This window comes from Herbaspirillum sp. CF444 (genome assembly GCF_000282135.1).
Classification (GTDB): domain Bacteria; phylum Pseudomonadota; class Gammaproteobacteria; order Burkholderiales; family Burkholderiaceae_D; genus Herbaspirillum.
This window is the reverse complement of the sequence record NZ_AKJW01000080.1, coordinates 55,370-81,679: the sequence shown is the minus strand read 5'-3', so window position 1 is coordinate 81,679 and position 26,310 is coordinate 55,370. Positions and strand designations below refer to the sequence as shown.

At 61.0% G+C, this 26,310-nt stretch carries 26 protein-coding genes; 21 read left to right on the top strand and 5 right to left on the bottom strand.

Features of this window, described 5'->3' with window-relative positions; translation table 11 throughout:
- Nucleotides 1-55: 55 nt before the first annotated feature.
- The 5 genes from livH to PMI16_RS18420 all read left to right on the top strand — a co-directional run bounded on the left by livH (nucleotide 56) and on the right by PMI16_RS18420 (nucleotide 4,595).
- Complete coding sequence (gene livH, locus PMI16_RS18440; protein ID WP_007882320.1) at nucleotides 56-982, top strand: high-affinity branched-chain amino acid ABC transporter permease LivH; 927 nt, start codon at nucleotides 56-58, stop codon at nucleotides 980-982.
- A complete protein-coding gene (locus PMI16_RS18435; RefSeq protein WP_007882319.1) occupies nucleotides 982-2,208 on the top strand; it encodes a high-affinity branched-chain amino acid ABC transporter permease LivM in 1,227 nt (408 codons plus the stop codon). The genes livH and PMI16_RS18435 overlap by 1 nt, the downstream gene beginning before the upstream one ends.
- Nucleotides 2,205-2,990: a high-affinity branched-chain amino acid ABC transporter ATP-binding protein LivG gene (livG, locus tag PMI16_RS18430; RefSeq protein WP_007882318.1), complete on the top strand. Its 786-nt coding sequence runs from the start codon at nucleotides 2,205-2,207 to the stop codon at nucleotides 2,988-2,990. The genes PMI16_RS18435 and livG overlap by 4 nt, the downstream gene beginning before the upstream one ends.
- Entirely contained in the window at nucleotides 2,990-3,694 is a 705-nt protein-coding gene (locus tag PMI16_RS18425; protein WP_007882317.1) for an ABC transporter ATP-binding protein, read from the top strand. Before livG ends, PMI16_RS18425 begins: the two co-directional genes overlap by 1 nt.
- Before the next feature lie 265 nt (nucleotides 3,695-3,959).
- Nucleotides 3,960-4,595 carry an FMN-binding negative transcriptional regulator gene (locus tag PMI16_RS18420; protein WP_034381217.1) on the top strand — a complete coding sequence of 212 codons (636 nt, stop codon included), beginning with the start codon at nucleotides 3,960-3,962 and terminating at the stop codon, nucleotides 4,593-4,595.
- A 39-nt stretch (nucleotides 4,596-4,634) separates the two neighbouring features.
- Here the strand turns inward: PMI16_RS18420 and PMI16_RS18415 are convergent, their stop codons facing one another.
- Together PMI16_RS18415 and hppD are read right to left on the bottom strand one after the other, a co-directional pair.
- A complete protein-coding gene (locus tag PMI16_RS18415) occupies nucleotides 4,635-4,922 on the bottom strand; it encodes a hypothetical protein (protein WP_007882313.1) in 288 nt (95 codons plus the stop codon).
- Nucleotides 4,923-5,051: 129 nt separating this feature from the next.
- Complete coding sequence (gene hppD / locus PMI16_RS18410; protein WP_007882312.1) at nucleotides 5,052-6,146, bottom strand: 4-hydroxyphenylpyruvate dioxygenase; 1,095 nt, start codon at nucleotides 6,144-6,146, stop codon at nucleotides 5,052-5,054.
- Nucleotides 6,147-6,324: 178 nt separating this feature from the next.
- Here hppD and PMI16_RS18405 point away from each other — a divergent pair, with 178 nt between their 5' ends.
- The 4 genes from PMI16_RS18405 (at nucleotide 6,325) to PMI16_RS18390 (ending at nucleotide 10,057) form a co-directional block, all read left to right on the top strand.
- Nucleotides 6,325-6,843: an Lrp/AsnC family transcriptional regulator gene (locus tag PMI16_RS18405; RefSeq protein WP_007882311.1), complete on the top strand. Its 519-nt coding sequence runs from the start codon at nucleotides 6,325-6,327 to the stop codon at nucleotides 6,841-6,843.
- Nucleotides 6,844-6,935: 92 nt separating this feature from the next.
- On the top strand, nucleotides 6,936-8,036 hold the full coding sequence (gene ada / locus PMI16_RS18400; protein WP_007882310.1) for a bifunctional DNA-binding transcriptional regulator/O6-methylguanine-DNA methyltransferase Ada: 1,101 nt from the start codon (nucleotides 6,936-6,938) through the stop codon (nucleotides 8,034-8,036).
- 22 nt (nucleotides 8,037-8,058) lie between these two features.
- A complete protein-coding gene (gene alkB / locus PMI16_RS18395; RefSeq protein ID WP_007882309.1) occupies nucleotides 8,059-8,706 on the top strand; it encodes a DNA oxidative demethylase AlkB in 648 nt (215 codons plus the stop codon).
- A gap of 115 nt (nucleotides 8,707-8,821) precedes the next feature.
- Nucleotides 8,822-10,057, top strand: coding sequence for an MFS transporter (locus PMI16_RS18390; RefSeq protein ID WP_007882308.1), 1,236 nt, complete (start codon nucleotides 8,822-8,824; stop codon nucleotides 10,055-10,057).
- A gap of 60 nt (nucleotides 10,058-10,117) precedes the next feature.
- Here PMI16_RS18390 and PMI16_RS18385 read toward each other — a convergent pair whose 3' ends face one another.
- Nucleotides 10,118-11,248, bottom strand: a complete 1,131-nt coding sequence (locus PMI16_RS18385) for a DNA topoisomerase IB (RefSeq protein WP_034381212.1) — start codon at nucleotides 11,246-11,248, stop codon at nucleotides 10,118-10,120.
- Between the two features lie 300 nt (nucleotides 11,249-11,548).
- Entirely contained in the window at nucleotides 11,549-12,832 is a 1,284-nt protein-coding gene (locus tag PMI16_RS18380; RefSeq protein WP_007882306.1) for a D-amino acid dehydrogenase, read from the bottom strand.
- Between the two features lie 105 nt (nucleotides 12,833-12,937).
- Between PMI16_RS18380 and PMI16_RS18375 the strand changes: the two genes are divergently transcribed.
- From PMI16_RS18375 to PMI16_RS18335, 10 genes are all read left to right on the top strand, one after another.
- Complete coding sequence (locus tag PMI16_RS18375) at nucleotides 12,938-13,426, top strand: Lrp/AsnC ligand binding domain-containing protein (protein ID WP_007882305.1); 489 nt, start codon at nucleotides 12,938-12,940, stop codon at nucleotides 13,424-13,426.
- 48 nt (nucleotides 13,427-13,474) lie between these two features.
- The gene (locus PMI16_RS18370) at nucleotides 13,475-13,927 is read left to right on the top strand and encodes a MarR family winged helix-turn-helix transcriptional regulator (RefSeq protein WP_007882304.1); all 453 of its coding nucleotides are present in this window, start codon (nucleotides 13,475-13,477) and stop codon (nucleotides 13,925-13,927) included.
- 34 nt (nucleotides 13,928-13,961) lie between these two features.
- Nucleotides 13,962-14,318, top strand: coding sequence for a hypothetical protein (locus PMI16_RS26040; protein WP_157212697.1), 357 nt, complete (start codon nucleotides 13,962-13,964; stop codon nucleotides 14,316-14,318).
- 256 nt (nucleotides 14,319-14,574) lie between these two features.
- Complete coding sequence (locus tag PMI16_RS18365; RefSeq protein ID WP_007882303.1) at nucleotides 14,575-16,146, top strand: ABC transporter substrate-binding protein; 1,572 nt, start codon at nucleotides 14,575-14,577, stop codon at nucleotides 16,144-16,146.
- Nucleotides 16,147-16,446: 300 nt separating this feature from the next.
- Nucleotides 16,447-17,388 carry an ABC transporter permease gene (locus tag PMI16_RS18360; protein ID WP_034381208.1) on the top strand — a complete coding sequence of 314 codons (942 nt, stop codon included), beginning with the start codon at nucleotides 16,447-16,449 and terminating at the stop codon, nucleotides 17,386-17,388.
- A 32-nt stretch (nucleotides 17,389-17,420) separates the two neighbouring features.
- Complete coding sequence (locus PMI16_RS18355; protein ID WP_007882299.1) at nucleotides 17,421-18,254, top strand: ABC transporter permease; 834 nt, start codon at nucleotides 17,421-17,423, stop codon at nucleotides 18,252-18,254.
- A gap of 26 nt (nucleotides 18,255-18,280) precedes the next feature.
- Complete coding sequence (locus tag PMI16_RS18350) at nucleotides 18,281-19,309, top strand: ABC transporter ATP-binding protein (RefSeq protein WP_007882298.1); 1,029 nt, start codon at nucleotides 18,281-18,283, stop codon at nucleotides 19,307-19,309.
- Entirely contained in the window at nucleotides 19,306-20,313 is a 1,008-nt protein-coding gene (locus PMI16_RS18345; RefSeq protein WP_007882297.1) for an ABC transporter ATP-binding protein, read from the top strand. Before PMI16_RS18350 ends, PMI16_RS18345 begins: the two co-directional genes overlap by 4 nt.
- Nucleotides 20,314-20,571: 258 nt before the next feature.
- Nucleotides 20,572-22,908 (top strand): FdhF/YdeP family oxidoreductase, encoded by a 2,337-nt coding sequence (locus PMI16_RS18340; RefSeq protein WP_007882296.1) that lies wholly within the window; start codon nucleotides 20,572-20,574, stop codon nucleotides 22,906-22,908.
- Between the two features lie 10 nt (nucleotides 22,909-22,918).
- Nucleotides 22,919-23,167 carry a helix-turn-helix domain-containing protein gene (locus PMI16_RS18335; protein WP_007882295.1) on the top strand — a complete coding sequence of 83 codons (249 nt, stop codon included), beginning with the start codon at nucleotides 22,919-22,921 and terminating at the stop codon, nucleotides 23,165-23,167.
- Between the two features lie 3 nt (nucleotides 23,168-23,170).
- Here PMI16_RS18335 and PMI16_RS18330 read toward each other — a convergent pair whose 3' ends face one another.
- Entirely contained in the window at nucleotides 23,171-24,628 is a 1,458-nt protein-coding gene (locus PMI16_RS18330; RefSeq protein ID WP_007882294.1) for an aminotransferase-like domain-containing protein, read from the bottom strand.
- Between the two features lie 69 nt (nucleotides 24,629-24,697).
- Here PMI16_RS18330 and PMI16_RS18325 point away from each other — a divergent pair, with 69 nt between their 5' ends.
- Both PMI16_RS18325 and PMI16_RS18320 read left to right on the top strand, forming a co-directional pair.
- On the top strand, nucleotides 24,698-25,366 hold the full coding sequence (locus tag PMI16_RS18325; RefSeq protein ID WP_007882293.1) for a glutathione S-transferase: 669 nt from the start codon (nucleotides 24,698-24,700) through the stop codon (nucleotides 25,364-25,366).
- 314 nt (nucleotides 25,367-25,680) lie between these two features.
- A complete protein-coding gene (locus PMI16_RS18320) occupies nucleotides 25,681-26,298 on the top strand; it encodes a PepSY-associated TM helix domain-containing protein (RefSeq protein ID WP_034381206.1) in 618 nt (205 codons plus the stop codon).
- The last annotated feature ends 12 nt before the right edge of the window (nucleotides 26,299-26,310 follow it).

Genomic DNA, 26,310 nt, shown 5'->3' with positions numbered 1-26,310 from the left:
TGCCCCATTGCGGTAAGAATGGGGCATTTGCACATCTATATTTGCCAAGTTTCCTATGAATGAACTGCTCCCTCAACTGACCCAGCAGCTCGTCAACGGGCTGAGTCTGGGGGCGATCTATGCATTGATCGCCATCGGCTACACCATGGTCTACGGCATCATCGGCATGATCAATTTCGCGCACGGCGAAATTTACATGATCGGTTCCTATGTCGGGCTGGTGACGCTTACCGCCATCGGCGTGCAGGCGGGTTATCCGTTGCCGTTGCTGCTCGGTGCAGCGCTGATCGTTTCCGTCGTCGTCACCGGCCTGTACGGCTGGACCGTCGAACGCGTCGCTTATCGCCCGCTGCGCGGCGGCCCGCGCCTGGTGCCGCTGATCTCGGCCATCGGCATGTCGATTTTCCTGCAGAACTACGTGCAGATCGGCCAGGGCTCGCGCGACATGTCGGTGCCTGTCCTGATCTCCGGCGCCATCGAGTTCCAGATGGGCAGCGACTTCACGGTCACGATTCCTTATTCGCGCATGATCATCGTCGGCGTCACTCTGCTGCTGATGGTGGGCCTGACACTGTTCATTGCGCGCTCGCGCATGGGCCGCGCCTGCCGCGCTTGTGCCGAAGACATGGGCATGGCCAATCTGCTCGGCATCGACACCAACCGCGTGATTTCCTTCACCTTCGTGCTGGGTGCGATGCTGGCGGCGGTCGGCGGCGTGCTGATTGCGCTGACCATCGGCAAGCTCAATCCTTACATCGGCTTCATCGCCGGCATCAAGGCGTTCACCGCCGCCGTGCTGGGCGGCATCGGCAGCATTCCCGGCGCGATGCTGGGCGGCGTGCTGCTCGGTCTGGCCGAGACATTCGCCGCAGGCTACCTGCCGGCCGAATACAAGGACGTGGTGTCGTTTGCGCTGCTGGTCCTGATCCTCTTGTTCCGTCCCACAGGTTTGCTGGGCAAGCCGGACGTGGAGAAAGTCTGATGCCGATTACTCTCAAAAACGCCGTGGCGGCGGCGATCCTCACCGCCATCCTGACCACGCCGCTGCTCGGTCTGCAATTACAGCTTGAAGGCTATCGCGTGGTTTTGCAGGCGCACTGGACGCCGGTGCTGATCGCCGTGCTGGCAGTGTTCGTGTTCCAGCTGATCAAGCCGGCGCTGACGCGCAGCACCAAGGGCGTGCGTCTGCCCGCGCTGCCGACATTGCAGCCGCGGCAACAGCGCTATGCCTTGCTGGTCTTGTTTGCGGTTGCCGTGGTGTGGCCGTTTTTCGGTTCGCGCGGCAACGTCGACGTGGTGACGCTGGCGCTGATCTACGTGATCCTCGGCCTCGGCCTGAATATCGTGGTCGGTTTTGCTGGTCTGCTGGATCTGGGTTATGTCGGTTTCTATGCCGTCGGCGGCTATACCTATGCGCTGCTGAACCAGTATTTCGGTTTTACCTTCTGGGAGTGCCTGCCGATTGCGGCCGGCATGTCGGCCTTGTTCGGCTTCATCCTCGGCTTCCCGGTGCTGCGTTTGCGCGGCGATTACCTGGCGATCGTCACCCTGGGTTTCGGCGAAATCATCCGCCTGCTGCTCAATAACCTGACTTCGCTGACCGGCGGTCCGGATGGCGTGTCCGGCATTCCGAAACCGAGCGTGTTCGGCATCGAAATGGCGCGCAGCGCCAGCGTCGAGGGCGGTACCACTTTCCATGAAATGCTGGGCCTGACCTATCAGGGCAGCCACATGGTGATCTTCCTGTATTTCGTCGCGCTGCTGCTGGTGCTGTTTACTTATTTCGTGACCAGCCGCCTGATCCGCATGCCGATGGGGCGCGCTTGGGAAGCGCTGCGCGACGACGAGATCGCCTGCCGCTCGCTGGGCATCAATCCGACCAAGATCAAGCTGTCGGCGTTCACGCTGGGCGCTGCGTTCGCCGGTCTGGCGGGCAGCTTCTTCGCGGCGCGCCAGGGGTTGGTGAATCCGGAATCCTTTACCTTCATCGAGTCGGCGCTGATCCTGGCCATCGTCGTGCTGGGCGGCATGGGTTCGCAGCTGGGCGTGATCCTGGCGGCGATCCTGCTGACGATTTTGCCGGAAGTGGCGCGCAGTTTTGCGGAATACCGCATGCTGATTTTTGGCCTGGTGATGGTATTGATGATGATGTGGCGTCCGCAAGGCTTGTTGCCGGCAACGCGTCCTCACGTGGAGCTGCCAAAATGAAACCCGTGACGACCACTAATTCTACTTTGCTGCAGGTCTCTGACCTGTCGATGCGCTTCGGCGGCTTGCTGGCGGTCGACGGCGTGTCGCTGTCGGTGACGGACAAGGAAGTCTTCGCCATCATCGGCCCCAACGGCGCCGGCAAGACCACCGTGTTCAACTGCATCAGCGGCTTTTACCAGCCGACCACGGGCGACATCAGCCTGGGCGGCGAGTCGATTGCGCGCAAGCCCAGCCACGTCGTGGCGCAACAGGGACTGGTGCGCACCTTCCAGAACATCCGTTTGTTCAAGACCCTGACCGTGGTGGAAAACCTGCTGGTGGCGCAACACAACCAGGTCAACACCAATCTGGTGTCCGGCTTGCTGAAGCTGCCCGGCTATCGCCGCGCGGAAAAGGAAGCGTTGGATCGCGCCGCCTACTGGCTCGACCAGCTCGGCCTGACCGCGCTGGCCAACCGCGAAGCCGGGACCTTGTCGTACGGCCTGCAGCGCCGCGTCGAGATTGCACGCTGCATGATCACCAGGCCGCGCCTGCTGCTGCTGGACGAACCCGCCGCCGGCCTCAATCCGCAAGAGAAGCAGGAGCTGCAGCAACTCATCGATACGCTGCGCCGCGAACACGGCGTCGCCGTCCTGCTGATCGAACACGACATGAGCTTGATCATGGGCATCTCCGACCGCATCCTGGTGATGGAACACGGCAAGCCCATCGTCACCGGCACGCCAGACCAGGTGCGCAACGACGAACGCGTGATCAAAGCTTACCTGGGAGAAGAATGATGTTGCAGTTTGAACAGGTGCATACCCACTACGGCGCCATCGAAGCGCTGCATGGCGTGTCGCTGAATGTGCAGCAGGGCGAGATCGTCACGCTGATCGGCGCCAACGGCGCCGGCAAGACCACCTTGCTCATGACCTTGTGCGGCAAGCCGCGCGCGTCGAGCGGCAAGATCGTCTTCGAAGGCCAGGACATCACCCAGCGTGCGACGCATGAAATCATGCGCATGGGCATGGCGATTTCGCCGGAAGGCCGTCGCGTCTTCCCGAGCCTGACCGTGCTGGAAAACCTCAAGATGGGCGCGTTCTTCGCCACGAACGAGCAAATCGAAGAGGGCGTGCAGTACGTATTCGGTTTGTTCCCGCGGTTGAGGGAACGCACCAACCAGCGTGCCGGCACCATGTCCGGCGGCGAGCAGCAGATGCTGGCGATCGGCCGCGCGCTGATGAGCAAGCCGCGTTTGCTGTTGCTGGATGAGCCGACGCTGGGCCTGGCGCCGCTGGTGATTGCGCAGATTTTCGAGATCATCCGCACCATCCGCGACAACGGCGTGACGGTGTTTCTCGTCGAGCAAAACGCCAACAAGGCGCTGGGCGTGGCCGATCGCGGTTACGTGCTGGAAAACGGCCATGTGGTGCTGGCCGACACCGGCGCCAACCTGTTGGCCAATGATGCCGTGCGCAAGGCGTATCTGGGGCACGCGTGATGTACTGATGCACTGATGTGATGCCGTAACGCCATGATTGCCGGTCCGCACCATGCCAGGTGCGGACCGGCAATTTTTTGCAGTGTTCCGTTGCAGTATTCCGCGCGGCCGCTTGTCGAGTTTGCTGCACGCGCAGGCCGGCATTGTCGAGTATTTTGCCCGCTATAAAAAACTTCCCCGGTCGGTTACAGTAAGCTGCTCCGATGCGTCGTACTTTTTGTGCGCGCATTTTGTTCGCAGCACCGATCATCGCAAGGGAAAACACGTGTACCTACCCAGCCATTTCGCCGAATCCGACCGCCAGGTCCTGCATCGCCTGATGCAGGACTATCCTTTGTCGACGCTGATCACGCAGACGTCGGCCGGCCTGGACGCCAATCATATTCCGCTGATATTGAGCGCCGGCGAGGGCGAGCATGGCGTCCTGCGCGGGCACGTCGCGCGCGCCAATCCGGTCTGGAAGGACTACGTGGCGACAACCGAAGTCCTTGCGGTCTTTCAAGGTGCAGACGCTTACATCTCGCCATCGTGGTATCCCAGCAAGAAGGAAAACGGCAAAGCCGTGCCGACCTGGAATTACGCCGTGGTGCATGCCAGCGGCCCTTTGCGCATCATCGACGACGCCGAATGGCTGCGTGCGCTGGTGACCAGGCTGACGACGCATCATGAAGCGGCGATGGCGCAGCCATGGTCGGTCGGCGACGCGCCGGCGGACTATATCGACAAGATGATCGGCGCCATCGTCGGCATTGAAATTCCGATCACGAAGCTGGTCGGAAAATGGAAGGTCAGCCAGAATCAGCCGGTGCAAAATCGCGCCGGTGTCATCGACGGTTTGTCGAGCGGCACACAGCCGAATGCTGCTGCAATGGCAGCGCTGGTGGCGAGCAAGAAAGGCTGAAGCAGGGTGACGGAATTGACGTTGAGGCTGTGCTGAAAATCAGGTGTTGCTGGTGGCGACCGACAGCACGACGCTGAGATAGCTGTCGTTGCGATCGCGACTGCGGGCTTTCTCTTTTTCCAGCCGGAAGATTTCCTGGTAGTGCGCCTGGATGCGTTGGCGCAGCTGGTTCAGGTCTTGTTCGGAGAGGGATGACAGCACTTGTTGCAACTGCTGTTGCAGCTCACGAATCTGGCAAGCCAACTGCCGGATGCGCTCGGAAATATCCTCGACGACGGCAGAAGCGGCGTTGGCGGCGTATTTCCCGAATTGAGCGCTGGCAGGCATGGTGTTCCCTCGCAGAAGTAGTACTTCCTTTTACGACCTCATGCGCGATTTCTTTAGGACAAGGCAAAAATAAGGCGGTGTGCCGGATCGTCCGGAGCACCGCCATGAGATTGCTTTTTTGCAATGAGATCAGATGACGCCACGGCGGATCTGATCCAATTCGATCGACTCGAACAGCGCTTTGAAATTGCCCTCGCCAAAACCGTCATTGCCCTTGCGCTGGATGATTTCGAAGAAGATCGGTCCGATCAGCGTCTGCGTAAAAATCTGCAGCAACAGGCCCTGGCCTTCGGTCGGTGCGCCGTCGATCAGGATCTTCAGTTCGCGCAGCGCCGCCAGGTCTTCCTTGTGGCCGGGGATGCGACGCTCCACCAGATCGTAGTAGGTGTTGATGGTGTCCTGCAGCGGCACCTGGCGCTGATACAGCATGCGCACGGTCTGGTAGATGTCGTCGGTGCCCAGCGCGATGTGCTGGATGCCTTCGCCGTTGTACTGCTTGATGAATTCCTCGATCTGCGACTTGTCGTCCGCGCTCTCGTTGATCGGGATGCGGATCTTGCCGCAAGGGCTGGTCATGGCGCGCGACTTCAGGCCGGTCAGCTTGCCTTCGATGTCGAAATACTTGATTTCGCGGAAGTTGAACAGGCGCGTGTAGAACGACGACCAGGTATCCATCGCGCCGCGCACCACGTTGTGCGTCAGGTGATCGATATACGTCAGGCCGACGCCGACCGGATGGCGTTCAACGTTGGGGAAGAATTCAAAATCGATGTCGTAGATCGAACCGCGCTCGCCGTAGCGATCCACCAGATACAGCAGCGAGCCGCCGACGCCCTTGATGGCGGGGATGTTCAGTTCCATCGGACCGAGCTTGGCCGGCACGCCTTCGGCGCCCATTTCCAGCGCGCGCTTGTAGACCGCGGCGGCATCCTTGACGCGGAAAGCCATGGCGTTGACCGAGAGGCCATGCACCTTGGCGAACTCGGTTGCGTTGCTGTCCGGTTCCGCATTCACGATGAAATTGATCTGGCCCTGGCGATACAGCGTGACGTTCTTGGAGCGGTGGCGCGCCACGGCCGAGAATCCCATCGACTCCAGCACGGCGGCGATCGGCATGGGGTCCAGCGCTGCATATTCGACGAATTCGAAACCGTCGGTGCCCATCGGGTTGTCGAACAGGTCGGTGCTGCTGCAGGTGGAAGAAATGTGCGTGGCTTGGCCCATCATGGTCTCCTGGAATGTGGAACGGGCCGCTGTCTCATGAACACCTGGCGTCCGCTCCGGGCTGGGTAGTGTGTTGATTCAGTTTATTGCAGGAGATGTGCAAAATGTGATTGTTATTTCCGCATTTGTCGCGGTATGATGCACAAATTGTTCAAAATAATGGGGAGAAGAGGGCGATATGAGCACCATCACCGTAGACCGGTTTGATCTCGCCTTGCTGGCTGAGCTGCAGCGCGACGGTCACATCACCAACAGCGCCCTCGGCCAGAAAGTGCACCTGTCGACCTCCCAGATCAGCCGGCGCGTGCAGCGCCTGGAAGAAGCGCACGTCATCGAACGCTATACCGCGGTGCTGGATCCGGCCGTCGTCGGTCTCGGGGTCACGGCCTTCACCAATGTCACGCTTGATCGCCAGGGCGAAACACGCGGCGACCAGTTCGAAAAAGCGGTGCAGAGCATGCCGGAAATCATGGAGTGTTTTTCCATCACCGGCGAAGCGGATTATATCCTGCGCATCGTCGCGCCGGACCTGGCGGCGTTTTCCGAATTCATGATGACGCGCTTGCTGCGCCTGCCGGGCGTGACCAACGTCAAGTCCAACATCACCATGAAACAGATCAAGCACTCGCACGTGCTGCCGCTGGACCACGTCACGCAACCGGCGCAAAGCCGTCAGCGCATCAAGTTTTCGTCCTGATTTAGCGTGTCGGATTTGAAAGCAAGAGGCGGAGTGTAAGGCTGCCGCCCGCCGCTCATACTGCGATGACCGTGTAACCAAAAGGTGTCATCATGTCCAGTATGAATACCCGCAAGTCCATTTCATCCGCTCCTGTTTCCAAGCTCGCCGCCAGCCTCGACGACCAGCGCTGGCAGGCCGTCACGCAACGCGACAAAGCCGCCGACGGTACGTTCTATTACGCCGTGCGCACCACCGGCGTGTATTGCCGTCCGTCGTGTCCCTCGCGCCAGGCGCGCCGCGAAAACGTCGCCTTCTACGATACCGGCATGCAAGCCGAACAAGCCGGCTTTCGCGCCTGCAAGCGCTGCAAGCCGAACGAAGCCGCACTGACTGAACGCCAGGCGCAGGCCATCGCCATGGTGTGCCGCGCCATCGAGCAGGCGGAAGAATTGCCTGCGCTGGACGAACTGGCGCAGATCGCCGGCATGAGCCGCTTTCATTTTCATCGCCTCTTCAAAGAAAAGACCGGCGTCACGCCCAAGGCGTATGCGACGGCGCATCGCGCGCAACGTTTGCGTGCCGGATTGGCGGATAGCGACACCGTCACCAACGCCATGTATGACGCCGGCTTCAATTCCAGCGGACGTTTCTATGCGGAATCCAGCGGCCGGCTGGGCATGACGCCGAGCGCCTATCGCAGCGGCGGCAGCGGTGCACAGATCCATTTTGCCGTGGCGCAGTGCTGGCTGGGCGCGATCCTGGTGGCGACCACGGCCAAGGGCGTCTGCGCGATCACGCTGGGCGACGATCCGGATCAGTTGGTGCGCGACCTGCAGGATCAGTTTCCGCAGGCGGAACTGATCGGCGGCGATGCGGAATTTGAAAAGCTGATCGCCAAAGTGATCGGCTTCATCGAATCGCCGCAGGGCGACCTCAACCTGCCGCTCGACGTGCGCGGCACCGCCTTCCAGCAACGCGTATGGCAAGCCTTGCGCGAGATCCCGGCCGGCGCGCGCGTGACGTATTCCGATATTGCGCAGCGTATCGGCAAGCCGTCTGCCGTGCGCGCCGTCGCCAGCGCCTGTGCGTCGAACGCCATTGCCGTGCTGATTCCCTGCCATCGCGTGGTGCGCATGGACGGCTCGCTGTCGGGTTATCGCTGGGGCGTCGAGCGCAAGAAAGCCCTGCTCGAAAAAGAGGAGAAATCGTGAGGCAAGCGAATCGGAGCACGCCATGACCGGCGATCTGTTCGCCGCATTGCGCGCGCCGTCCGTCGAGCGGATCGACGACGGCGCCACGTGGCTGCGCGCCTTTGCCGACGAACAGGCTGCAGCGTTGGTGCAAGCCATCGAACAGGTGACCGCGCAGGCGCCGTTCCGCCAGATGCAGACGCCGGGCGGTTACACCATGTCGGTGGCGATGAGCAATTGCGGCGAGTTCGGCTGGGTCACCGACCGGCGCGGCTATCGCTATCAGCGCGACGATCCGCTGTCGCAGCGGCCGTGGCCGGCGATGCCGGGCGTGTTTGCAGAGCTGGCGGCGAGGGCGGCGCTTGCGGCCGGTTTCGACAAGTTCATGCCGGACGCCTGTCTGATCAACCGCTACGTTCCCGGTGCGCGCATGTCGCTGCATCAGGACAAGAATGAAGGCGACATGGCGCAACCCATCGTATCGGTGTCGCTGGGTTTGCCGGCCGCCTTTCTGTTCGGCGGCAGCGAGCGTGCCGACAAGCCGGTGCGCATGCGCCTGGAAAGCGGCGACGTAGTGGTGTGGGGCGGCCTGGCGCGCTTGCGTTTCCATGGCGTCGACACGCTGGCGGAGGGCGTGCACGAACTGACCGGCAAGTGTCGCTACAACCTGACTTTTCGCAGGGCCGCTTGAATCCTGAATCTTGCGCCGCACCCGGCGGCGCGACCCAAAATGGGGCGTCAAAAGACAAATCCGGCCAAGAGGTCTAAAATTTCGGGTTTCCCATCCCACTATAAGACAGGCCATCATGGAGACAGCGCTCAACCCGCCGGAAATGCCTCAGGCAGCAGAGAAACAGGCCGCAGAAAAAACCGGTTTCCGCGTCCTCGGCGCGATCAGTTTTTCGCACTTCCTCAACGACATGATCCAATCGCTGCTGCTGGCGATTTATCCGCTGTTGAAGGGCAACTTCCACCTGAGCTTCGCCCAGATCGGTCTGATCACCCTGACCTTCCAGGTGACGGCTTCGCTGCTGCAGCCGCTGGTCGGCCTGTACACCGACAAACATCCGAAACCGTATTCGCTGGCCATCGGCATGGGTTCCACCTTGTGCGGTTTGCTGCTGCTGTCGGTCGCACCGAATTTCGGCGTGCTGCTGGTCGCTGCGGCGCTGGTCGGCACCGGCTCTTCGGTATTCCACCCCGAAGCCTCGCGCGTGGCGCGCATGGCCTCGGGAGGTCGACACGGCCTTGCCCAATCGCTGTTCCAGGTCGGCGGCAACGCCGGCAGCGCGATGGGACCCTTGCTGGCGGCATGGATCATCATCCCGGGCGGTCAACGCAGCATTGCGTGGTTCACCATCGCGGCGCTGATCGCCATTGTCGTGCTGCGCCAGATCGGTCACTGGTACCAACGCCAGCAACTGGCCGGCAAGACCAAGGCGAAGAAGAAATCCGCCGGTTACGTCGAGCTGCCGCGCAACAAGGTCATCATGGCGGTCGGCATCCTGTTGCTGCTGATCTTTTCCAAGTATTTCTACATGGCCAGCCTGTCGAGCTACTTCACGTTTTATCTGATCAGCAAATTCCAGCTGTCGGTGCAGGATGCGCAGATCCACCTGTTCGTGTTCCTGTTTGCGGTGGCGGTGGGCACCGTGCTGGGCGGACCGATCGGCGACCGCGTCGGCCGCAAGCTGGTGATCTGGGTCTCGATCCTCGGCGTGGCGCCGTTCACGCTGATGCTGCCGTACGCCAACCTGTTCTGGACCGGCGTACTGACGGTCATCATCGGCATGATCCTGGCGTCGGCCTTCTCGGCGATCCTGGTGTTCGCGCAAGAACTGATGCCGGGCAAGGTCGGCACCGTGTCGGGTCTGTTCTTCGGATTTGCGTTCGGCATGGGGGGTATCGGCGCGGCGTTGCTGGGCAAGCTGGCTGACGTCACCGATATTTTCTTCGTGTATCAGGTCTGCGCCTTCCTGCCGCTGATCGGCTTGCTGGCTGCTTTCCTGCCGAAGCTGGAGAAAGCGCCGGTGGCGGCTTAGCGTTGTTGGTCTTTCCAAAACGAAAAATCGGCTTTCCACGCAAATGGGAAGCCGATTTTTTTATCGCTTGTGCGGTTTCTGCTTTCCGGGTTCTTCCTGCAAGCGTTGTTGCAGCAGCGCCAGCACGGCCGCTTCTTCCGGACTCAGGGCGTGCAAGTCGTGGACCAGGTTGTCGTGCACCTGCTGCTTGAGCGTGCCCGCGGTGACGCCGTCCAGATAGGACGAGATCACGTCGGGGTGGACGTAGCACTTGCGGCAGATCGTCGGCGTATTGCCCAGTTTCATGGCCACGTGTTCGATCGCCTGCACGACATTCTTCTTGGCCTGCGCCTGTGAGTCGAACTGCTTGAATTCGTTGAGCGCCAGCGCCGCCAGTACGGTCCCGGCCCAGGTGCGGAAATCCTTGGCGGTGTAATCCTCGCCCGTGATTTCATGCAGATAGTCGTTGACGTCGCCGGAGCCGATGGTGTGCGTTTCTCCGGCCTGATCGACGTATTGGAACAAATCCTGCCCCGGCAAGTCGAGCAGCTTGCGCACGATGCGCACCATGTAAGGATCGTGCAGTTTGATGGTGTGCTGCACGCCGCTCTTGCCGCGAAAATGGAACTTGATGTCGGCGCCGTCGACCTTGACGTGACGATTGCGCAAGGTGGTCATGCCGAACGACTGATTACTGCGCGCATATTCGTCGTTACCCACACGCATGAGCGTGGCCTGCAGCAGATAGATGACCGTCGCCAGTATTTTCTGCTTGCTCATTCCGGGTCTCTTGAGGTCGTGCTCGAGGCATTTGCGTATCTGCGGCAATACCTGGGCAAAGCTGATCATGCGCTGGTATTTAACCTCGTCGCGCACGATGCGCCAGCGCGCGTGATAACGATATTGCTTGCGTTCGCGCGCATCGCGCCCGGTGGCCTGGATGTGGCCGTTGGGCCAGGGACAGATCCACACGTCCTCCCAGGCGGGAGGAACGGCGAGCGCTTTGATGCGGGCCAGGAGAGCGTTGTCATGAATGATCTTGCCATCGCCGTCGGTATAGATGAAGTCGCCATGATCGCGCCTGCGGCTGATGCCGGGCGTGTCGTCGTTGACGTAGCGCAGACCGCTTTCCCGGGCGATTTTTTTTGCAGTTGGCATGGCCGGGTTCGAGCCTGGAGTGCAGGTCGCATCGCGATGGACTTGTGTATGCATACGAAGTCTTTCTTCAAGAGAGCTTGCGTTTGCGGATGGCTGCAGATTGCGGATTGTCGCTTCCGGCAGAATGACTTGATCGTGAACGGCGGAGGGGCGTTGTGAGATGCAACCGTCGACGGATCGATTATCGGCGTATTGCGTCGGCAGGAATGTCAGTGTAACCAGACAGCACATGTGGGACGTTTCCTACATGGGCGATCATCGTCGGACGAAACGGGAAATGAAAAAAGCCGAAGCGCAATGCTTCGGCTTGGTAGGTTGTCGCTGGAGTCGTGATCCGCCGTGACTTGCAGCGTGTCAGGCCGTCGCCGTGGCGTGGAATTGTTGCCGCCCCATATAACGCGCCACCGACAAATCGTCCGAGGCGATGGCCGGACGTCGGCCCGAGATCAGATCCGACAGCAGTTGGCCGGAACCGCACGACATCGTCCAGCCCAACGTGCCGTGGCCGCTGTTGATGAACAGGTTGCCGATCGGCGTGGCGCCGACGACGGGCGTGCCGTCCGGCGTCATCGGACGCAGGCCGGTCCAGAAACTGGCTTGCGCGGTATTGCCGGCGCCGGGGAACAGGTCGTTGACCACCATTTCCAGCGTCGCGCGGCGTTTCGGATTGAGTTCCTTGTTGAAGCCGACCACTTCCGCCATGCCGCCCACGCGGATGCGGTTGTCGAAACGCGTGACGGCGATCTTGTAGGTTTCGTCGAGGATGGTCGATACCGGCGCCGCTTCGGCATTGACCACCGGCACGGTGATCGAATAGCCCTTGAGCGGATACACCGGGATGTCGACGATGTTGCGCAGGAAGTTGGTGGAGTAGGAACCCAGCGCCACCACGTAGCTGTCGGCCTTGACCAGCTCCTTGCCGCACACCACGCCGTCGATTTCGCCGCCGGCCATAGCCAGCGCCTCGATGTCGACGCCGTAACGGAAGCGCACGCCCAGTTCTTCGGCCATTGCGGCCAGTTTGGTAGTGAACAGTTGGCAATCGCCGGTTTCGTCGTTCGGCAGGCGCAGACCGCCGGTCAGTTTGTGGCTGACCTTGGCCAGCGCCGGTTCGGCGCCGGCGAGCTGGTCGCGGGTCAGCAGCTCGTAGGGCACCCCGGTCTGGCGCAGCACGGCGATATCCTTTTGCGCACCGTCGAATTGCTCTTGCGTGCGGAACAGTTGCAGCGTGCCTTGCTGGCGGCCTTCGTAAGCTATGCCGGTGTCGGCGCGCAGCTGGCGGAAGCAGTCGCGGCTGTATTCGGCCAGGCGCACCATGCGTTCCTTGTTGACGGCGTAGCGGTCGGCATTGCAGTTGCGCAGCATTTGCCACATCCAGCGCAGCTGCTGCAGCGTGCCGTCGAGGCGGATCGCCAGCGGCGCGTGTTCTTCAAACATCCATTTCAGGGCCTTGAGCGGGATGCCGGGTGCTGCCCATGGCGAGGCGTAACCGGGCGAGATCTGGCCGGCGTTGCCGAAGCTGGTCTCCAGCGCCGGACCGGGCTGGCGATCGAGCACGGTGACCTGATGGCCGGCCTTGGCGAGGTAGTACGCGCTGGTGACGCCGATGACGCCGCTGCCCAGAATGACGACACGCATGGTGATTTCCCTGAAATAGTTATACGGATATAGAATTTAAAACTATGATATTGATAAATAAGCAGTCTTTGTTTGTGTATTAATTGCTAAAAACGAGAAAAAATAATGAGAACGCAGCAGCTTTCAGTACGCACCCTGGACAAGCTCGACCGCAAGATCCTGGCGGTCCTGCAAAAGGACGGCCGCATCTCGATGAAAGATCTCGGCGAGCAGGTCGGCCTGTCGATCACGCCATGCATCGAGCGCGTCAAGCGCATGGAGCGCGACGGCGTCATCAGCGGCTATTACGCGCGCATCAATCCGGAAACGCTGGGGGCGACCTTGCTGGTGTTCGTGGAGATCACTCTTAACCATAAGTCGGGAAATATGTTCGAGCAGTTCCGTCGCGAGGTGCTGCGCATCCCCGAAGTACAGGAATGTCATCTGGTGTCGGGCGATTTCGACTACCTGATCAAGGCGCGTATCCGCGGCATGGCGGAATACCGCAAGCTGCTCGGCGACATCTTGCTGCAACTGCCGGGCGCGGCGCAGTCCAAGAGTTATGTGGTGATGGAAGAGATCAAGGAAACGCTGGCCCTGCCGCTGGAGGAATAAGCTTGCCGGGCGCAGCAGATATATCGTCAATTTTTTGTTCATTAAAAAATGTCAGATCAGTCAAATCAAGCGGAACTGGAAACGCATCTTTTCTTCCTGTGCACGCAGGTGGTGTACCGGCGCAATCACTTGTTGCAAGACGCTTTGCGGCCGCTGGAAATCCTTCCCACGGAATACCGGACCCTGAGCGCCATACTGCGCAAGGGGCCGCTGACGATGCAGGAACTGGCGCAATGGACCGCCTATGAGCGTACCCGCGTCACCCGCATCCTGCACGCGATGGAAGCGCGCGGATGGATTGCGCGCAGCGCTTCTGAACATGACAAGCGATCGGTGGTGGTGCAGATCACGGACCGCGGACGCGAGATGTTTTGGCAGGCCAAGGTCATCGTCGACCAGGTGACCGATCAGGCCATGAGCGACAACTCCGAAGAAGAGATCGCGCAGCTGCGGCATGGCCTTACGGTCTTGCGCAAGAAGCTGATCGCGATGGAAAGCTGAGTCGTTCCATGTCATCAACGGCGCAGGGTGTCGAGTGCGGCATCTTGTCCGCTGCCCCCTCCCGCGGTTTTTTTCATTTCGCCGCTTTTGCTTCGGCAACGACAGCAACGACAGCAACGACATTCACCGTCTCGTCTTGTTGCAAAAAATCCACCCATCGTTTTTGCCGGTTCGCTGCGACGGTCTGTTGCAAAGCGCAATTTTTCCCCATGCACCATCTCGTGACGCGCGCCGATTTTTACTCCGGCCGTTACCTGTCTCCGATGGCATTCCGGGTCGCATTTTTGCAGCAATTTTTGACGGCAAGGCGTCGCCGATGACGCGCCCTTGTTTGGTGAGCGAGGTCGATATTTCGCCTGTTTTTGGGGCGGCGCAGCATTTATGTTACTAAATAACAGTTCTTGCTTTTTCTCGTAATGCTTCGTAGATAAGGGATTCCTAACTTTCCCATGTATTTACTGATTGCTGCTTCAAACATCGTGATATAAACTACCAAAAATTTCAGCAAGCAGTTGCAGCAAAAGAATAAAAAACAAAACATCAGCAAACGGCGCAACAGGGGCGTCGCCTCATCGGCAGTTCTGATTCAGCCGGTAGCCGTTCGCAAGGCCAGGATTTTCAACCCAGCAGGCATGTAGGAGAGGATGATGACAGTGCGATTTTTTTTACCGTCGTTCAACAAGGGCAGGCGTCTGCTATTTCAATGTGCGGCGAGTGCAGCGGTGCTGGCGTCGATAGGTGTATCACCTTTGGTGCAGGCAGCTCCAGGCGGCGTCGCCAACCTGGCGATGGTGGCCGAGCCGCAAACGCTGGACCCGATGGCGTCGACCACCGATCTGGTCGCGACCATCATGCAGCACGTCTATGAACCGCTGTACACCTTCGACGCCAAGTGGGTCATTCAACCGATGCTGGCCGAGAGCCTGCCCAAGGTGAGCGCCGACGGCAAGACCGTCACCATCGAACTGCGCAAGGGCGTCAAATTCCACAACGGCAAAGAGATGAAATCCGACGACGTGGTCGCTTCGCTCAAGCGCTGGATGGACATCGCGCCGCGCGGCAAGGCGGTATCCAAAGAGATCAAGAGCCTCGACGCCAAAGGTCCTTACACCATCGTGCTGAGCATGCAGAACGCTTATGCGCCGCTGCTGGCGCACCTGGCGCTGCCGTCCGGTTTCGCTGCGATCATGCCGAAGGAATCCGCCGTCAATCCCTTGAAGGATTTCATCGGCACCGGTCCTTATCAGTTCAAGGAGCGCAAGCCCGATCAATATGTGCTGCTGACCCGCTTCGACGGCTACAGCGCGCGCAAGGAAGCCGCCAGCGGCTACGCCGGCAAGCGCGAGGCGCTGCTGTCCGAACTGCGCTTCATCCCCGTGCCGAATCCGAACACCCGCGTCGAAGGTTCGCTGTCCGGCCAATATCAGTTCGCGGATCTGCTGCCGGCGGAAGCATCGCCGCGCCTGGCAGGCAAACCGAATGTCGTGCCGGTCATCACCGCGCCGTTCGGCTTTCCGTATGTGGTGCTGAACACGGTGCAAGGTCCGCTGCAAAAGCAGGGCGTGCGCCAGGCGATTCAGGCGGCGCTCAACATGAAGGAAATCATGACCGCCGGTTTCGGCGATCCGAAGTTCTTCTCGGTCGAAGGCAATCATTTCCCAAAGGGCTCGCCGTTCTATTCGATGGACGGTACGGCCTCGTATAACCAGGCCAACGCCGCCAAGGCGCGCGACCTGGCGACCAAGGCCGGTTACAAGGGCGAGCCGGTCAAGATCCTGACCAGCAAGCAGTACGAGTTCCACTACCGCATGGCGCTGGTGATGGGTGAAGAACTGAAGCTGGCCGGCTTCAAGGTCGACATGCAGGTGGTCGACTGGGCCACGCTGATCCAGCGTCGCAACGATCCCGCGCTGTGGGACATCTACATGACGCACTCGGCCTTCCTGCCTGAACCTACACTGTCGCCGCCGCAACTGAGCGACGGCGCGCCGGGCGGCTGGAAGAGCGCGGGCAAGGATGTCTCGGTCACCGTGTTCTCGCACGAGATGGATCCGGCGCATCGCGGCGCATTGTGGGGCAAGGTGCAGGGCGTGGTGTACGACGAAGTGCCGTATATCCGCCTGGGCAGCTTCAACAGCCTGACCGCGAAATCGTCCAAGCTGCAGGGTTACACGCCGATGCCCTGGCCGTATTTCTGGAATACCAGGCTGGCGGATTGATCAATCAAATGGCCTGGAGTATTGCTGAACAATGCGCAGACTGCGGACCTCTCTTCGACTGCGCTTCCGTTCATCGCTGTCGTCCCAGCGAAGGCTGGGACCCAGTGTCGTCAAGACGGTCGATACGACACTGGGTCCTGACTTTCGTCAGGACGACAAGCTGATGAGAGATGTCGTTCTTTAGCTGGGCTGTGTCATTGCAGCCATGTTCGAGCTTGTACTGCTTCAATGTAAATCCAGGCGGTTTCATTTTTGATGAAGCCGCCTGGCCGGCAAATTTTTCTAACTGATTCCACGTCTATGCTTCGTTACCTTTCAGGACGCTTCACCGGCATGGTGATCGTCATGCTGATCGTCGCCGTGCTGGTGTTCTTCATCACGCGCCTGGCGCCGGGCGACCCCGCCGCGATCATGCTGGGCGACCAGGCCACCGTCGCCGACATCGCCAAACTGCGCGCCCAATACGGCCTCGACAAGCCGATGCTGGTGCAGTTCGGCTTTTGGCTCAAGGAGCTGGCGCAGGGCAACCTCGGCCAGTCCATCTTCTTGCAGATGCCGGTGACCGAAGCGCTGGCGTCGCGTGCCGAGCCGACTTTTTTCCTGACGATTTTTGCGGTGGCGCTGGCTTGCCTGATCGGCATTCCTTGCGGCATCGTTTCCGCCGTGTGGCGCGGCCGCGTGGTGGATCAAGTGTTCACCGGCATCGCCATGCTGGGTGCGAGTATTCCGAGCTTCTGGTTCGGCCTGATCCTGATGCAGATATTCGCCGTGAAAATGGGCTGGTTTCCGGTGGCCGGTTACGGCGATCCGGGCGCGCCGCTGTGGGACCGCCTGCATCACTTGCTGCTGCCGGCGGTGGTGCTGGGCGTGCTCAATTCGGCGCTGATCATCCGCTTCACGCGCGCGTCCATGCTGGACGTGCTGTCTGATGACTACGTCCGCACCGCACGCGCCAAGGGGCTGAACGAGCGTCGCGTGATCCTGCGTCACGCCTTGCGCAATGCGCTGATTCCGGTGGTGACCGTGATCGGCCTGACGGCGGCGCTGATGATAGGCGGGGCGGTGGTGACCGAGACCGTGTTCGGCTTGCCGGGCGTCGGCAACCTCGTGGTGTCGGCGGTGCAGCGGCGCGACTATCCGGTGATCCAGGGGGCCTTGCTGGCGATTGCCGTGATCTATGTGCTGATCAACCTGGCGATCGATTTGTTGTACACGCTGATCGATCCGCGCGTGCGGTATTGATCCGGCTCTTGAACAGAATCACAGGATTTTCCATGTTTGCTTTTCTCTCCAAATTCATGCGGCGCAAGCTGGTCATGTTCGGCGTCATCAGCCTGGTGCTGCTGGCCGTCCTGGCTGTCGTGGTGCCGCTGACTTCTCCTTACGATTCGTCGGCGCTGGACATCATGGCGCGGCTGCAGCCGCCGTCGGCGTCGCACTGGTTCGGCACCGACGAATTCGGCCGCGACATCTTCACGCGCGTGCTGACCGGCGGTCGCTATTCGCTGACCATCGGCGCGCTGGTGGTGGTGATCTCGCTGGTGGCGGGCGTGCTGATGGGCTTGTGCGCCGGCTTTTTCAAGCGCATGGATGCGCCCATCATGCGCGTGGTCGACGCCATGATGTCCTTCCCCGACATCCTGCTGGCGATTGCGCTGGTGGCGATTCTCGGCTCCTCGCTGATCAACGTGGTGCTGGCGCTGGCGATCGTCTATACGCCGCGGGTGGCGCGCATCGTGCGCGCCTCCACGCTGGTGGTGCGCGAGCTGTTGTTCGTGGAAGCGGCGCGCGCGCTGGGCGTGTCGACGGTGCGCATCGTGTTCTTCCACGTGCTGGGCAATATCCTGTCGCCGATCCTGGTGCAGGGCACCTTCATCTTCGCCTACGCGATCCTGGCGGAAGCGGGCTTGTCTTTCCTCGGCGTCGGCGTGCCGCCCGAGCTGCCGACCTGGGGCACGATGATTTCTTCCGGGCAGGCCTACGCCGAGCAGGCGATCTGGCTGGTGGTGTTCCCCGGCATCGCCATCGTGCTGTCGGCGCTGTCGCTGCAGATGGTCGGCGACGGCCTGCGCGACATGCTCGATCCGCGCCTGCGCAAGAGCCTCTAATTCCTCCAGCAAAGAGAGTACAGATCATGCAACAACAGATTGTTCCGAAAGGGACTCCGCTGCTGGAGGTAGACAACCTGCAGACGCATTTTTTCACCGAGCAGGGCACGGTGAAGTCGGTCGACGGCGTGAGTTTCACCGTCAACGCCGGCGAGACCTTGGCCGTGGTCGGCGAGTCCGGTTCCGGCAAGTCGGTGACCAGCTTGTCCATCATGGGTTTGATTCCGGCCGATGCCGGTCGCGTGGTCGGCGGCAGCATCCGCTTCAGGCGCCGCGACGGCGACACCGTCGACCTGACGCGCCTGTCGCAACGCAGCCTGCGCCAGTTGCGCGGCAATGAAATCGCGATGGTGTTCCAGGAGCCGATGACCAGCCTGAATCCGGTCTTCACGCTCGGCGACCAGATCGCCGAAAGCGTGCGCCTGCATCTGGGCAAGAGTCACAAGGACGCCATGATCCACGCCCAGCGCATGCTGGAGCTGGTCGAGATTCCCGCCGCCGCGCGTCGCCTCTATGAATATCCACATCAGTTGTCGGGCGGCATGCGCCAGCGCGTGATGATCGCGCTGGCCTTGTCGTGCAATCCTTCGCTGCTGATCGCCGACGAGCCGACCACGGCGCTGGACGTGACGATACAGGCGCAGATCCTGGCGCTGCTGCAAAAGCTGCAGCGCGAAACCGGCACCGGCATCCTGTTCATCACCCACAACCTCGGCGTGGTGGCCGAGATCGCCGACCGTGTCGCCGTGATGTATGCCGGCCGCATGGTGGAGCAGGGGAGCGTGCCGCAGATTTTCGACAAGCCTCAGCATCCTTACACCGCCGGCTTGCTGAACTGCCTGCCGGGCCGCAGCAAGAACCACGCCGTCGCCGGCGAGCGTCCGCGTCTGGCGGCGATCCCCGGCCAGGTGGCGAGTCCGCTGGCGCCGCCGCCGGGTTGCGCTTTTGAACCGCGTTGCAGCCATGCCTCGGATGCCTGCCGTGTCGCCATGCCGCCGCTGACGCTGGGTGACGATGGGCACAATGTCCGCTGTATTTTGAGGAAGTCGGCATGAGTACTGATATCGCCAATAATGCCAACAATGCCAACGTCGCGCCGTTGGTCGAAGTTCGCAATCTGAAGAAATACTTCAGCGGCAAGCAAAAAGACGCGCCCATCCGCGCCGTCGACGACGTCAGTTTCACCATCATGCCGGGCGAAGTGCTGGGCCTGGTCGGCGAATCCGGCTCGGGCAAGAGTACCGTCGGCCGCACCCTGCTGCGCCTGATGGAAAGCAGCGGCGGCGAGATCCGTTATCAGGGCGAAGACATCTCCAATCTGTCGGCCTCGCGCATGCGTGCTCTGCGCCGCGAGATGCAGATCATTTTCCAGGATCCCTACGCCAGCCTGAACCCGCGCCAGCGCGTGCGCGACATCATCGGCGAAGCGCTCGACACCCACGGCCTGCATCGCGGCGAAGCCCGCGCCGCGCGCATCGCCGAGCTGCTGCAACTGGTCGGCTTGCGTGCGGAACACGGTGCGCGCTATCCGCACGAGTTTTCCGGCGGCCAACGCCAGCGCATCGGCATCGCCCGCGCCTTGGCGGTGGAGCCGCGTTTCATCGTCGCCGATGAACCGGTATCGGCGCTGGACGTGTCGATTCAGGCGCAGGTGATCAATTTGTTGCAAGACCTGCGCCAGCGTTTCAATCTGGCGATGTTGTTCATTTCGCATGATCTGGACGTGGTCGAATACATCTGCGACCGCGTAGTGGTGCTGTATCTGGGCAAAGTCATGGAAATCGCGCCGGCTTCCGCCTTGTTCGAGAGGCCTTTGCATCCGTATTCTCAGGCTTTGCTGGCGGCTTCGCCCAAGCCGGAGTCGGATGCGCGGGAGCAGGCCAAAAACCGTCGCACCTTGCAAGGAGATCTGCCCAGCCCTGCCAATCCTCCTTCGGGTTGCGTGTTCCGCACGCGTTGCCCGTATGCGCAAGAGGCTTGCGCGGCGACGGTTCCCGAGCTGCGCGAAGTCGCGCCGGGCCGCTGGCGCGCGTGTATTCGGGACGACGTGCTGCTGTAACGTCTGCCGGCTCGCATCGCCGTCGTCCTGACGAAAGTCAGGACCCAGCGTCGTCAGCGCTCAGGCTAAAGTCTTAACGACACTGGGTCCCAGCGTTTGCTGGGACGACGGAAGTGATGCTGTCGGCGGTGGGCAAGAATGCCTCCCGTGACGATATCGCCGGCTGTACTTCCTTTTTGCCCACCCTACTGTGTACGCCGGACTCGGCGCTCAGGAGTAAACTCTCCATCATCTGAAATTGTATTGGTGGAGCGAAAAATGGCGAAGGCAGGCAAGGCAAAGATCGAGACCTACAACAATCCCGCAGGCGGTTGGGGCGCGCTGAAGTACGTGGCGCTGAATCTGGTCAAGGAACACGTGGCCGACGGCAAGGGCCTGCGCACGCTGCTGTCGCAAAACCAGCCGGACGGTTTCGATTGCCCCGGCTGCGCCTGGCCGGACCGCGAGCACACCTCCACCTTCGAATTCTGCGAAAACGGCGTCAAGGCGGTGGCGGCCGAAGCCACCAAGAAGCGCGTGACCAACGAGTTCTTCGCGCAGCACACCGTGGCCGAGCTGATGCAACAGTCGGATTACGAGCTGGAAGACCATGGCCGCCTGACTGCGCCGATGGTCTACGACGCCATCAGCGACAAGTACGTGCCGATTGCCTGGCCGCAAGCTTTCGACTTGATCGGCCGCCATCTGAATGCGCTGCCCGACCCGAACATGGCCGACTTCTACGTCTCCGGCCGCGCCAGCAACGAAGCCGCCTTCCTGTTTCAGCTATTCGTGCGCCAGTACGGCACCAACAATTTCCCCGACTGTTCCAACATGTGCCACGAGCCGACCAGCGTCGGCCTGCCGGTCACCGTCGGCGTCGGCAAGGGCACCGTGCTGCTGGACGACTTCGACCTGTGCGACACCTTGCTGCTGTTCGGCCAGAATCCGGCCACCAACCACCCGCGCATGATGGGCGAATTGCGTGAAGCCTCCAAACGCGGCGCCACCATCGTGGCGATCAATCCTTTGAAGGAGCGCGGGCTGGAACGCTTTGCCGATCCGCAAAGCAAGATTGAAATGCTGACCATGGGCAGCACCCGGATCAGTTCGATGTTCATCCACCCGACGCTGGGAGGCGACCTGGCGCTGATCAAGGGCGTCATCAAGCGCACCATCGAGCTGGACGACGAAGCGCTGCTCAAGGGCAGTGAGCGCGTTCTGGACGTGAAATTCATCGAAGAACATACTTCCGGTTTCGACGAATTCGCCGCCGACGCACGCGCCGAAAGCTGGGCCGACATCATCGGCGAGTCGGGCGTGTCGCGCGAGGATATCGAAAGGCTGGCGCAGGTCTACGTCAAGGGCAAGGCCGTGATCGCCACCTGGGGCATGGGCCTGACCCAGCACAAGCATGCAGTGGGCACCATCCAGCTGTTGTCCAACATGATGATGTTGCGCGGGAATATCGGTCGTCCGGGCGCCGGCCTGTGTCCGGTGCGCGGTCACTCCAACGTGCAGGGCGACCGCACCGTCGGCATCGATGAAAAGCCGACCGACGCTTTCCTCGACCGCCTGGAACAGGTGTTCGAATTCAAGGCGCCGCGCCACCACGGCAACGACACCGTCGGCTCCGTGATGGCCATGCTGGAAGGCCGCACCAAGGTCTTCATCGGCCTGGGCGGCAACTTCGCCATGGCCACGCCGGATACGCCGCGCACCTTCGACGCCATGCGTTCGTGCAACTTGACCGTCCACATCACCACCAAGCTCAACCGCAGCCATCTGGTGCACGGTAAGGACGCCTTGATCCTGCCGACGCTGGGCCGTACCGAGATCGACATGCAAGCCGGCGGCGCGCAAGGCGTGACGGTGGAGGATTCGATGAGCATGGTGCACGTCTCCTACGGCATCAACAAGCCGGCTTCGGAAAACTGCATGTCGGAAACCGCCATCGTCGCGCATATCGCCGAGGCGACGATGAAACATCGCGACAATGGCAAGAAGATAGCCTGGCTCTGGTACGCCGAAGACTATTCGCGCATCCGCGACGCCATCGAAAAAGTCTACGACTCCTTCAAGGACTACAACCAGCGCATCGCCAACCCCGGCGGCTTCCATCTGGGCGTCGCCTCGCGCGACCGCGTCTGGAAGACCGGCACCGGCAAGGCCAATTTCGTGGTCAATGCGATTCCGCTGGATACGCCTATCCATCGCGCGCGCAAGATGTACGGGGAGAAGCTGATGACGCTCATGACCACGCGCTCGCACGATCAGTACAACACCACCATCTACGGCATGGACGACCGTTATCGCGGCGTGTTCGGCCAGCGTCGCGTGATCTTCATCAACAAGCAGGATCTGGACGTGCTGGGGTTGAAGGACGGCGAGTGGGTCGACGTCGTCAGCGTCTGGGACGATGGCATCGAACGCCGCGCCGACGGTTTCCTGCTGGTGGAATACGACATCCCGCGCGGTTGCCTCGGCAGCTACTATCCCGAGACCAATCCGCTGGTGCCGCTGGAAAGTTTTGCCGACCAGGCGCGTACGCCGACGTCGAAATCGATTCCAGTACTGTTGCATCGCGCTGCGGTACAGCACGCCAAGGCGGCCTGAGAGACATTGCATGGACGACGCGAGCGAACAATTGCCGCCCGAGCTGGTGCGCATCCTGGATGAGCTGTACCAGGAGTATCAGCGCAGCCAGGCGCCGCTGTCGCTGGCGCGTCTGTCCAAGCGCACCGAGTTGCGCATGAGTACGTTACGGCGCTTTTTGACGGCGCTGGAAGAGGCGGGAATTGCGACGGTGGTGATCAATGACGACGGCGCCGGCAACGCCATCCTGACGGCTGCCGGACTCAAATTGCACGGCTGAGTTTCAGCTAAGTTCGGCGACGATTTTGGCTATCGTCTTCAAGGCTTTTTCAATCTCTTTCGACCACGTATAGCTGTAGTTCAAGCGAATGAAATGGCTGTAGCGGTTGGTCGCGGCAAAGATGCGCCCCGGTGCGATCGTGATGCCCAGCACCAGGCAGCGCCGGTACAACTCCATCGCATCCACGCGCGGCGGCAGCGCTATCCACAGGATGTAGCCGCCGGCCGGCTCCGACACGTGCGTCCCTTCAGGAAAAAATCTCAAGACGAAATGCCGCATCAGATCGCGCTGTTGCAGCAGACCGCGCCGCACTCGGCGCAGATGGCGTTCGTAGCCGCCTTGCGTCAGGTACTCGGCAATCGCGCGCTGCGGGATGGTCGGCGTGGCCAGCGTGTTGAGGAATTTGAGTTTTTCGACCTGGTTGCGATAGCGGCCGGGAATCGCCCAGCCCACGCGGTACGCCGAAGTCAGGCTCTTGGAAAAGGACGAGCAGTGCAGCACCAGGCCGTCGCGGTCGTAGGTTTTGAGCGAGGTCGGATGCGCTGCGCCGTAGAACAACTCGCTATAGACCGCATCTTCGATCAGCGGCATGTCGTATTGATGCGCGAGGTCGACCAGTCGCTGCTTGTTGGCGTCCGGCATCATCGAGCCGAGCGGATTCTGGAAGTTGGGCATCACCATGCAGGCGGCGATCTTCTGGGTTTGCAGCAAGGCTTCCAGCGCATCGAGGTCAATGCCGGCCAGCGGATCGGTAGGCACTTCGACGGCGCGCATGCCCATGCGTTCGATGGCGTGCAGCATGGCGTAGAAGGTCGGCGTCTCCACCGCGATCGTGTCGCCCGGTTGCGCCACGGCTTGCAGGCAGAGATTGATGGCTTCGGTCGCGCCGACGGTGATGATGATGTCTTCCGGGGCGATGTTGAGGCCGGTTTCCAGATAGCGCCGTGCGATCTGGCGCAGCAGGTCGGGGTGGCCCGGCGGCAGATCGGTGAAGACGCTGAAGCTGTCGCTGTTGCGCGTGATGCGGCTGGCGTACTGGCCGATGCGCTGCGACGGGAACAGCGCCGGATTCGGGTAGGGCGAGCCGAGCGGGATGGTGCCGTCTTGCTGGATGGTTTTCAGCGTCGCCAGCACCAGCCGGCTGACGTCGACTTCATGCGGCTGCTGGGTCGCAGGATGTGTCGGCGGCAGCAGTTTGGGAGCCGTCGGCGCTGGCGTTTGCGCGGCGGTCTTGCGGACGAAATAGCCCGACTGCGGATGGCTCTCGATGATGCCGCGGCTTTCCAGCAATTCGTAGGCGCGCACCACCGTGGTGACGCTGACGTTGTGCTGCTGGCTGGCGACGCGCACCGACGTCACGCGCTCGCCCGGCTGCAAGACGCCGGCACGGATGGACGCCGCCAGTTCGTCGGCGAATTTTTTGTAGAGCGGAATTTGAGGCGTAGTGGGTGTACGGGCCATGCTTTATTGTTCTGCTTTATTCTGCTGTTAGAGTAGCGTTGCTACGCATTCTACAGAAAGGCGCCATACATGATCACCGTCCATCATCTGAACAACTCCCGTTCCCAGCGCGTGCTATGGCTGCTGGAAGAGTTGGGACTCGAATACGACATCAAGTTTTATCAGCGCGATCCCAAGACCATGCTGGCGCCGCAGTCGCTGCGCGACATCCATCCGCTGGGCAAATCGCCGGTGATTACCGACGGCGACCTGACGATCGCCGAGTCCGGCGCGATTGTCGAATATCTGGTCGAACGCTACGGCAACGGCCAATTCATCCCCGCAGCCGGCACCCCTGAGCGGCTGCGCTATCGCTACTGGCTGCACTATGCAGAAGGCTCGGCGATGCCGCTCTTGCTGATGAAGCTGATCTTCAGCCGTCTGCCGAAATCGGTGCCGGGCCTGATCAGGCCGGTCGCCCGCCTGATCTGCAACGGGGTGTTGGGCCGCATGGTCGATCCGCAACTGAAACGGCATTTGCAATATCTGGAAGGCGAACTCTCCAAGAGCACCTGGTTTGCCGGCAATACCTTCTCGGCAGCCGACATCCAGATGAGCTTTCCGGTGGAAGGCGCCCGTTCGCGCGGCGGCCTCGACGGGCATTATCCGAATCTGCTGAAGTATCTGGAGGCCATCCACGGACGTCCGGCCTATCAGCGTGCGCTGGAGCGGGGCGGTCCTTATGAGCTGCTGCGCTGACATGGCGTGAGCCGCCGGCGGATTGCGACATATCTGCATTGAAGGAGCGGAATCGCCGTGGACATGTGCCCGGCGATTTTTTTTTCGTCCTGAATCTTGTTGGTTTTGCAAGAGATCCAGCCGGTGGAAGTCCTGCCTTCGCGCGGAGAGGCGGGCGTCTGTATCGATCTGCAGCCTTATGTATCGCAAAGTAAATCCTGAAGAAAGGCTGCATTTTTCCTTCAACTCGAAGTTATAATTGAGAATTATTATTATTTAGATTGGCGCTTTGAGGCCATCTTCAGTGGAACATGAGGGAAGTCGCCGCCGGGAACATGCCAAAACAGCAACGTCGCTCGTTCTGGCTCAAGCATTTGCATCAATGGCACTGGATCAGCTCGGCCATCTGCCTGGTCGCCATGCTGCTGTTCGCGGCCACCGGCCTGACGCTGAATCATTCCGCGCAAATCGAGGCGCATCCGCAGGTGTCGAGCAAGCAGGCGCAGTTGCCCAGGGACTTGCTGGCGCAACTGACCGCGGAGCAGCACAAGGACAAGGATGTCTTGCCGGCGCCGCTGAAGACCTGGCTCGACAAGCAATTGTCGGTCGCGATAGAGCAGCAGACCGGCGAATGGTCGGCCGACGAGCTGTACGTCTCCCTGCCGCGTCCGGGCGGCGACGCCTGGCTGCGCGTCGACCTCGGCAGCGGCAAGGTCGAATATGAAAAAACCGATCGCGGCTGGGTCTCCTATTTCAACGATTTGCACAAGGGCCGCAATACCGGCACGGCGTGGAGCTGGTTCATCGACATCTTCGCCGTGGCTTGCCTGGTGTTCTGCATCACGGGGATGTTTTTGCTGCAACTGCATGCCGGCAATCGTCCGGTGACCTGGCCGCTGGTCGGACTCGGGCTGATCGTGCCGTTGGTGCTGGCGATCATTTTCATTCATTGATTTTTCATTTAT

Coding starts and splice junctions, on each gene's coding strand:
- livH (WP_007882320.1), top strand. CDS start 56: ATGAATGAACTGCTCCCTCAACTGACCCAGCAGCTCGTCAACGGGCTG.
- PMI16_RS18435 (WP_007882319.1), top strand. CDS start 982: ATGCCGATTACTCTCAAAAACGCCGTGGCGGCGGCGATCCTCACCGCC.
- livG (WP_007882318.1), top strand. CDS start 2,205: ATGAAACCCGTGACGACCACTAATTCTACTTTGCTGCAGGTCTCTGAC.
- PMI16_RS18425 (WP_007882317.1), top strand. CDS start 2,990: ATGTTGCAGTTTGAACAGGTGCATACCCACTACGGCGCCATCGAAGCG.
- PMI16_RS18415 (WP_007882313.1), bottom strand. CDS start 4,922: ATGCCTGCCAGCGCTCAATTCGGGAAATACGCCGCCAACGCCGCTTCT.
- hppD (WP_007882312.1), bottom strand. CDS start 6,146: ATGGGCCAAGCCACGCACATTTCTTCCACCTGCAGCAGCACCGACCTG.
- PMI16_RS18405 (WP_007882311.1), top strand. CDS start 6,325: ATGAGCACCATCACCGTAGACCGGTTTGATCTCGCCTTGCTGGCTGAG.
- ada (WP_007882310.1), top strand. CDS start 6,936: ATGTCCAGTATGAATACCCGCAAGTCCATTTCATCCGCTCCTGTTTCC.
- alkB (WP_007882309.1), top strand. CDS start 8,059: ATGACCGGCGATCTGTTCGCCGCATTGCGCGCGCCGTCCGTCGAGCGG.
- PMI16_RS18390 (WP_007882308.1), top strand. CDS start 8,822: ATGGAGACAGCGCTCAACCCGCCGGAAATGCCTCAGGCAGCAGAGAAA.
- PMI16_RS18385 (WP_034381212.1), bottom strand. CDS start 11,248: ATGCATACACAAGTCCATCGCGATGCGACCTGCACTCCAGGCTCGAAC.
- PMI16_RS18380 (WP_007882306.1), bottom strand. CDS start 12,832: ATGCGTGTCGTCATTCTGGGCAGCGGCGTCATCGGCGTCACCAGCGCG.
- PMI16_RS18375 (WP_007882305.1), top strand. CDS start 12,938: ATGAGAACGCAGCAGCTTTCAGTACGCACCCTGGACAAGCTCGACCGC.
- PMI16_RS18370 (WP_007882304.1), top strand. CDS start 13,475: ATGTCAGATCAGTCAAATCAAGCGGAACTGGAAACGCATCTTTTCTTC.
- PMI16_RS18365 (WP_007882303.1), top strand. CDS start 14,575: ATGACAGTGCGATTTTTTTTACCGTCGTTCAACAAGGGCAGGCGTCTG.
- PMI16_RS18360 (WP_034381208.1), top strand. CDS start 16,447: ATGCTTCGTTACCTTTCAGGACGCTTCACCGGCATGGTGATCGTCATG.
- PMI16_RS18355 (WP_007882299.1), top strand. CDS start 17,421: ATGTTTGCTTTTCTCTCCAAATTCATGCGGCGCAAGCTGGTCATGTTC.
- PMI16_RS18350 (WP_007882298.1), top strand. CDS start 18,281: ATGCAACAACAGATTGTTCCGAAAGGGACTCCGCTGCTGGAGGTAGAC.
- PMI16_RS18345 (WP_007882297.1), top strand. CDS start 19,306: ATGAGTACTGATATCGCCAATAATGCCAACAATGCCAACGTCGCGCCG.
- PMI16_RS18340 (WP_007882296.1), top strand. CDS start 20,572: ATGGCGAAGGCAGGCAAGGCAAAGATCGAGACCTACAACAATCCCGCA.
- PMI16_RS18335 (WP_007882295.1), top strand. CDS start 22,919: ATGGACGACGCGAGCGAACAATTGCCGCCCGAGCTGGTGCGCATCCTG.
- PMI16_RS18330 (WP_007882294.1), bottom strand. CDS start 24,628: ATGGCCCGTACACCCACTACGCCTCAAATTCCGCTCTACAAAAAATTC.
- PMI16_RS18325 (WP_007882293.1), top strand. CDS start 24,698: ATGATCACCGTCCATCATCTGAACAACTCCCGTTCCCAGCGCGTGCTA.
- PMI16_RS18320 (WP_034381206.1), top strand. CDS start 25,681: ATGCCAAAACAGCAACGTCGCTCGTTCTGGCTCAAGCATTTGCATCAA.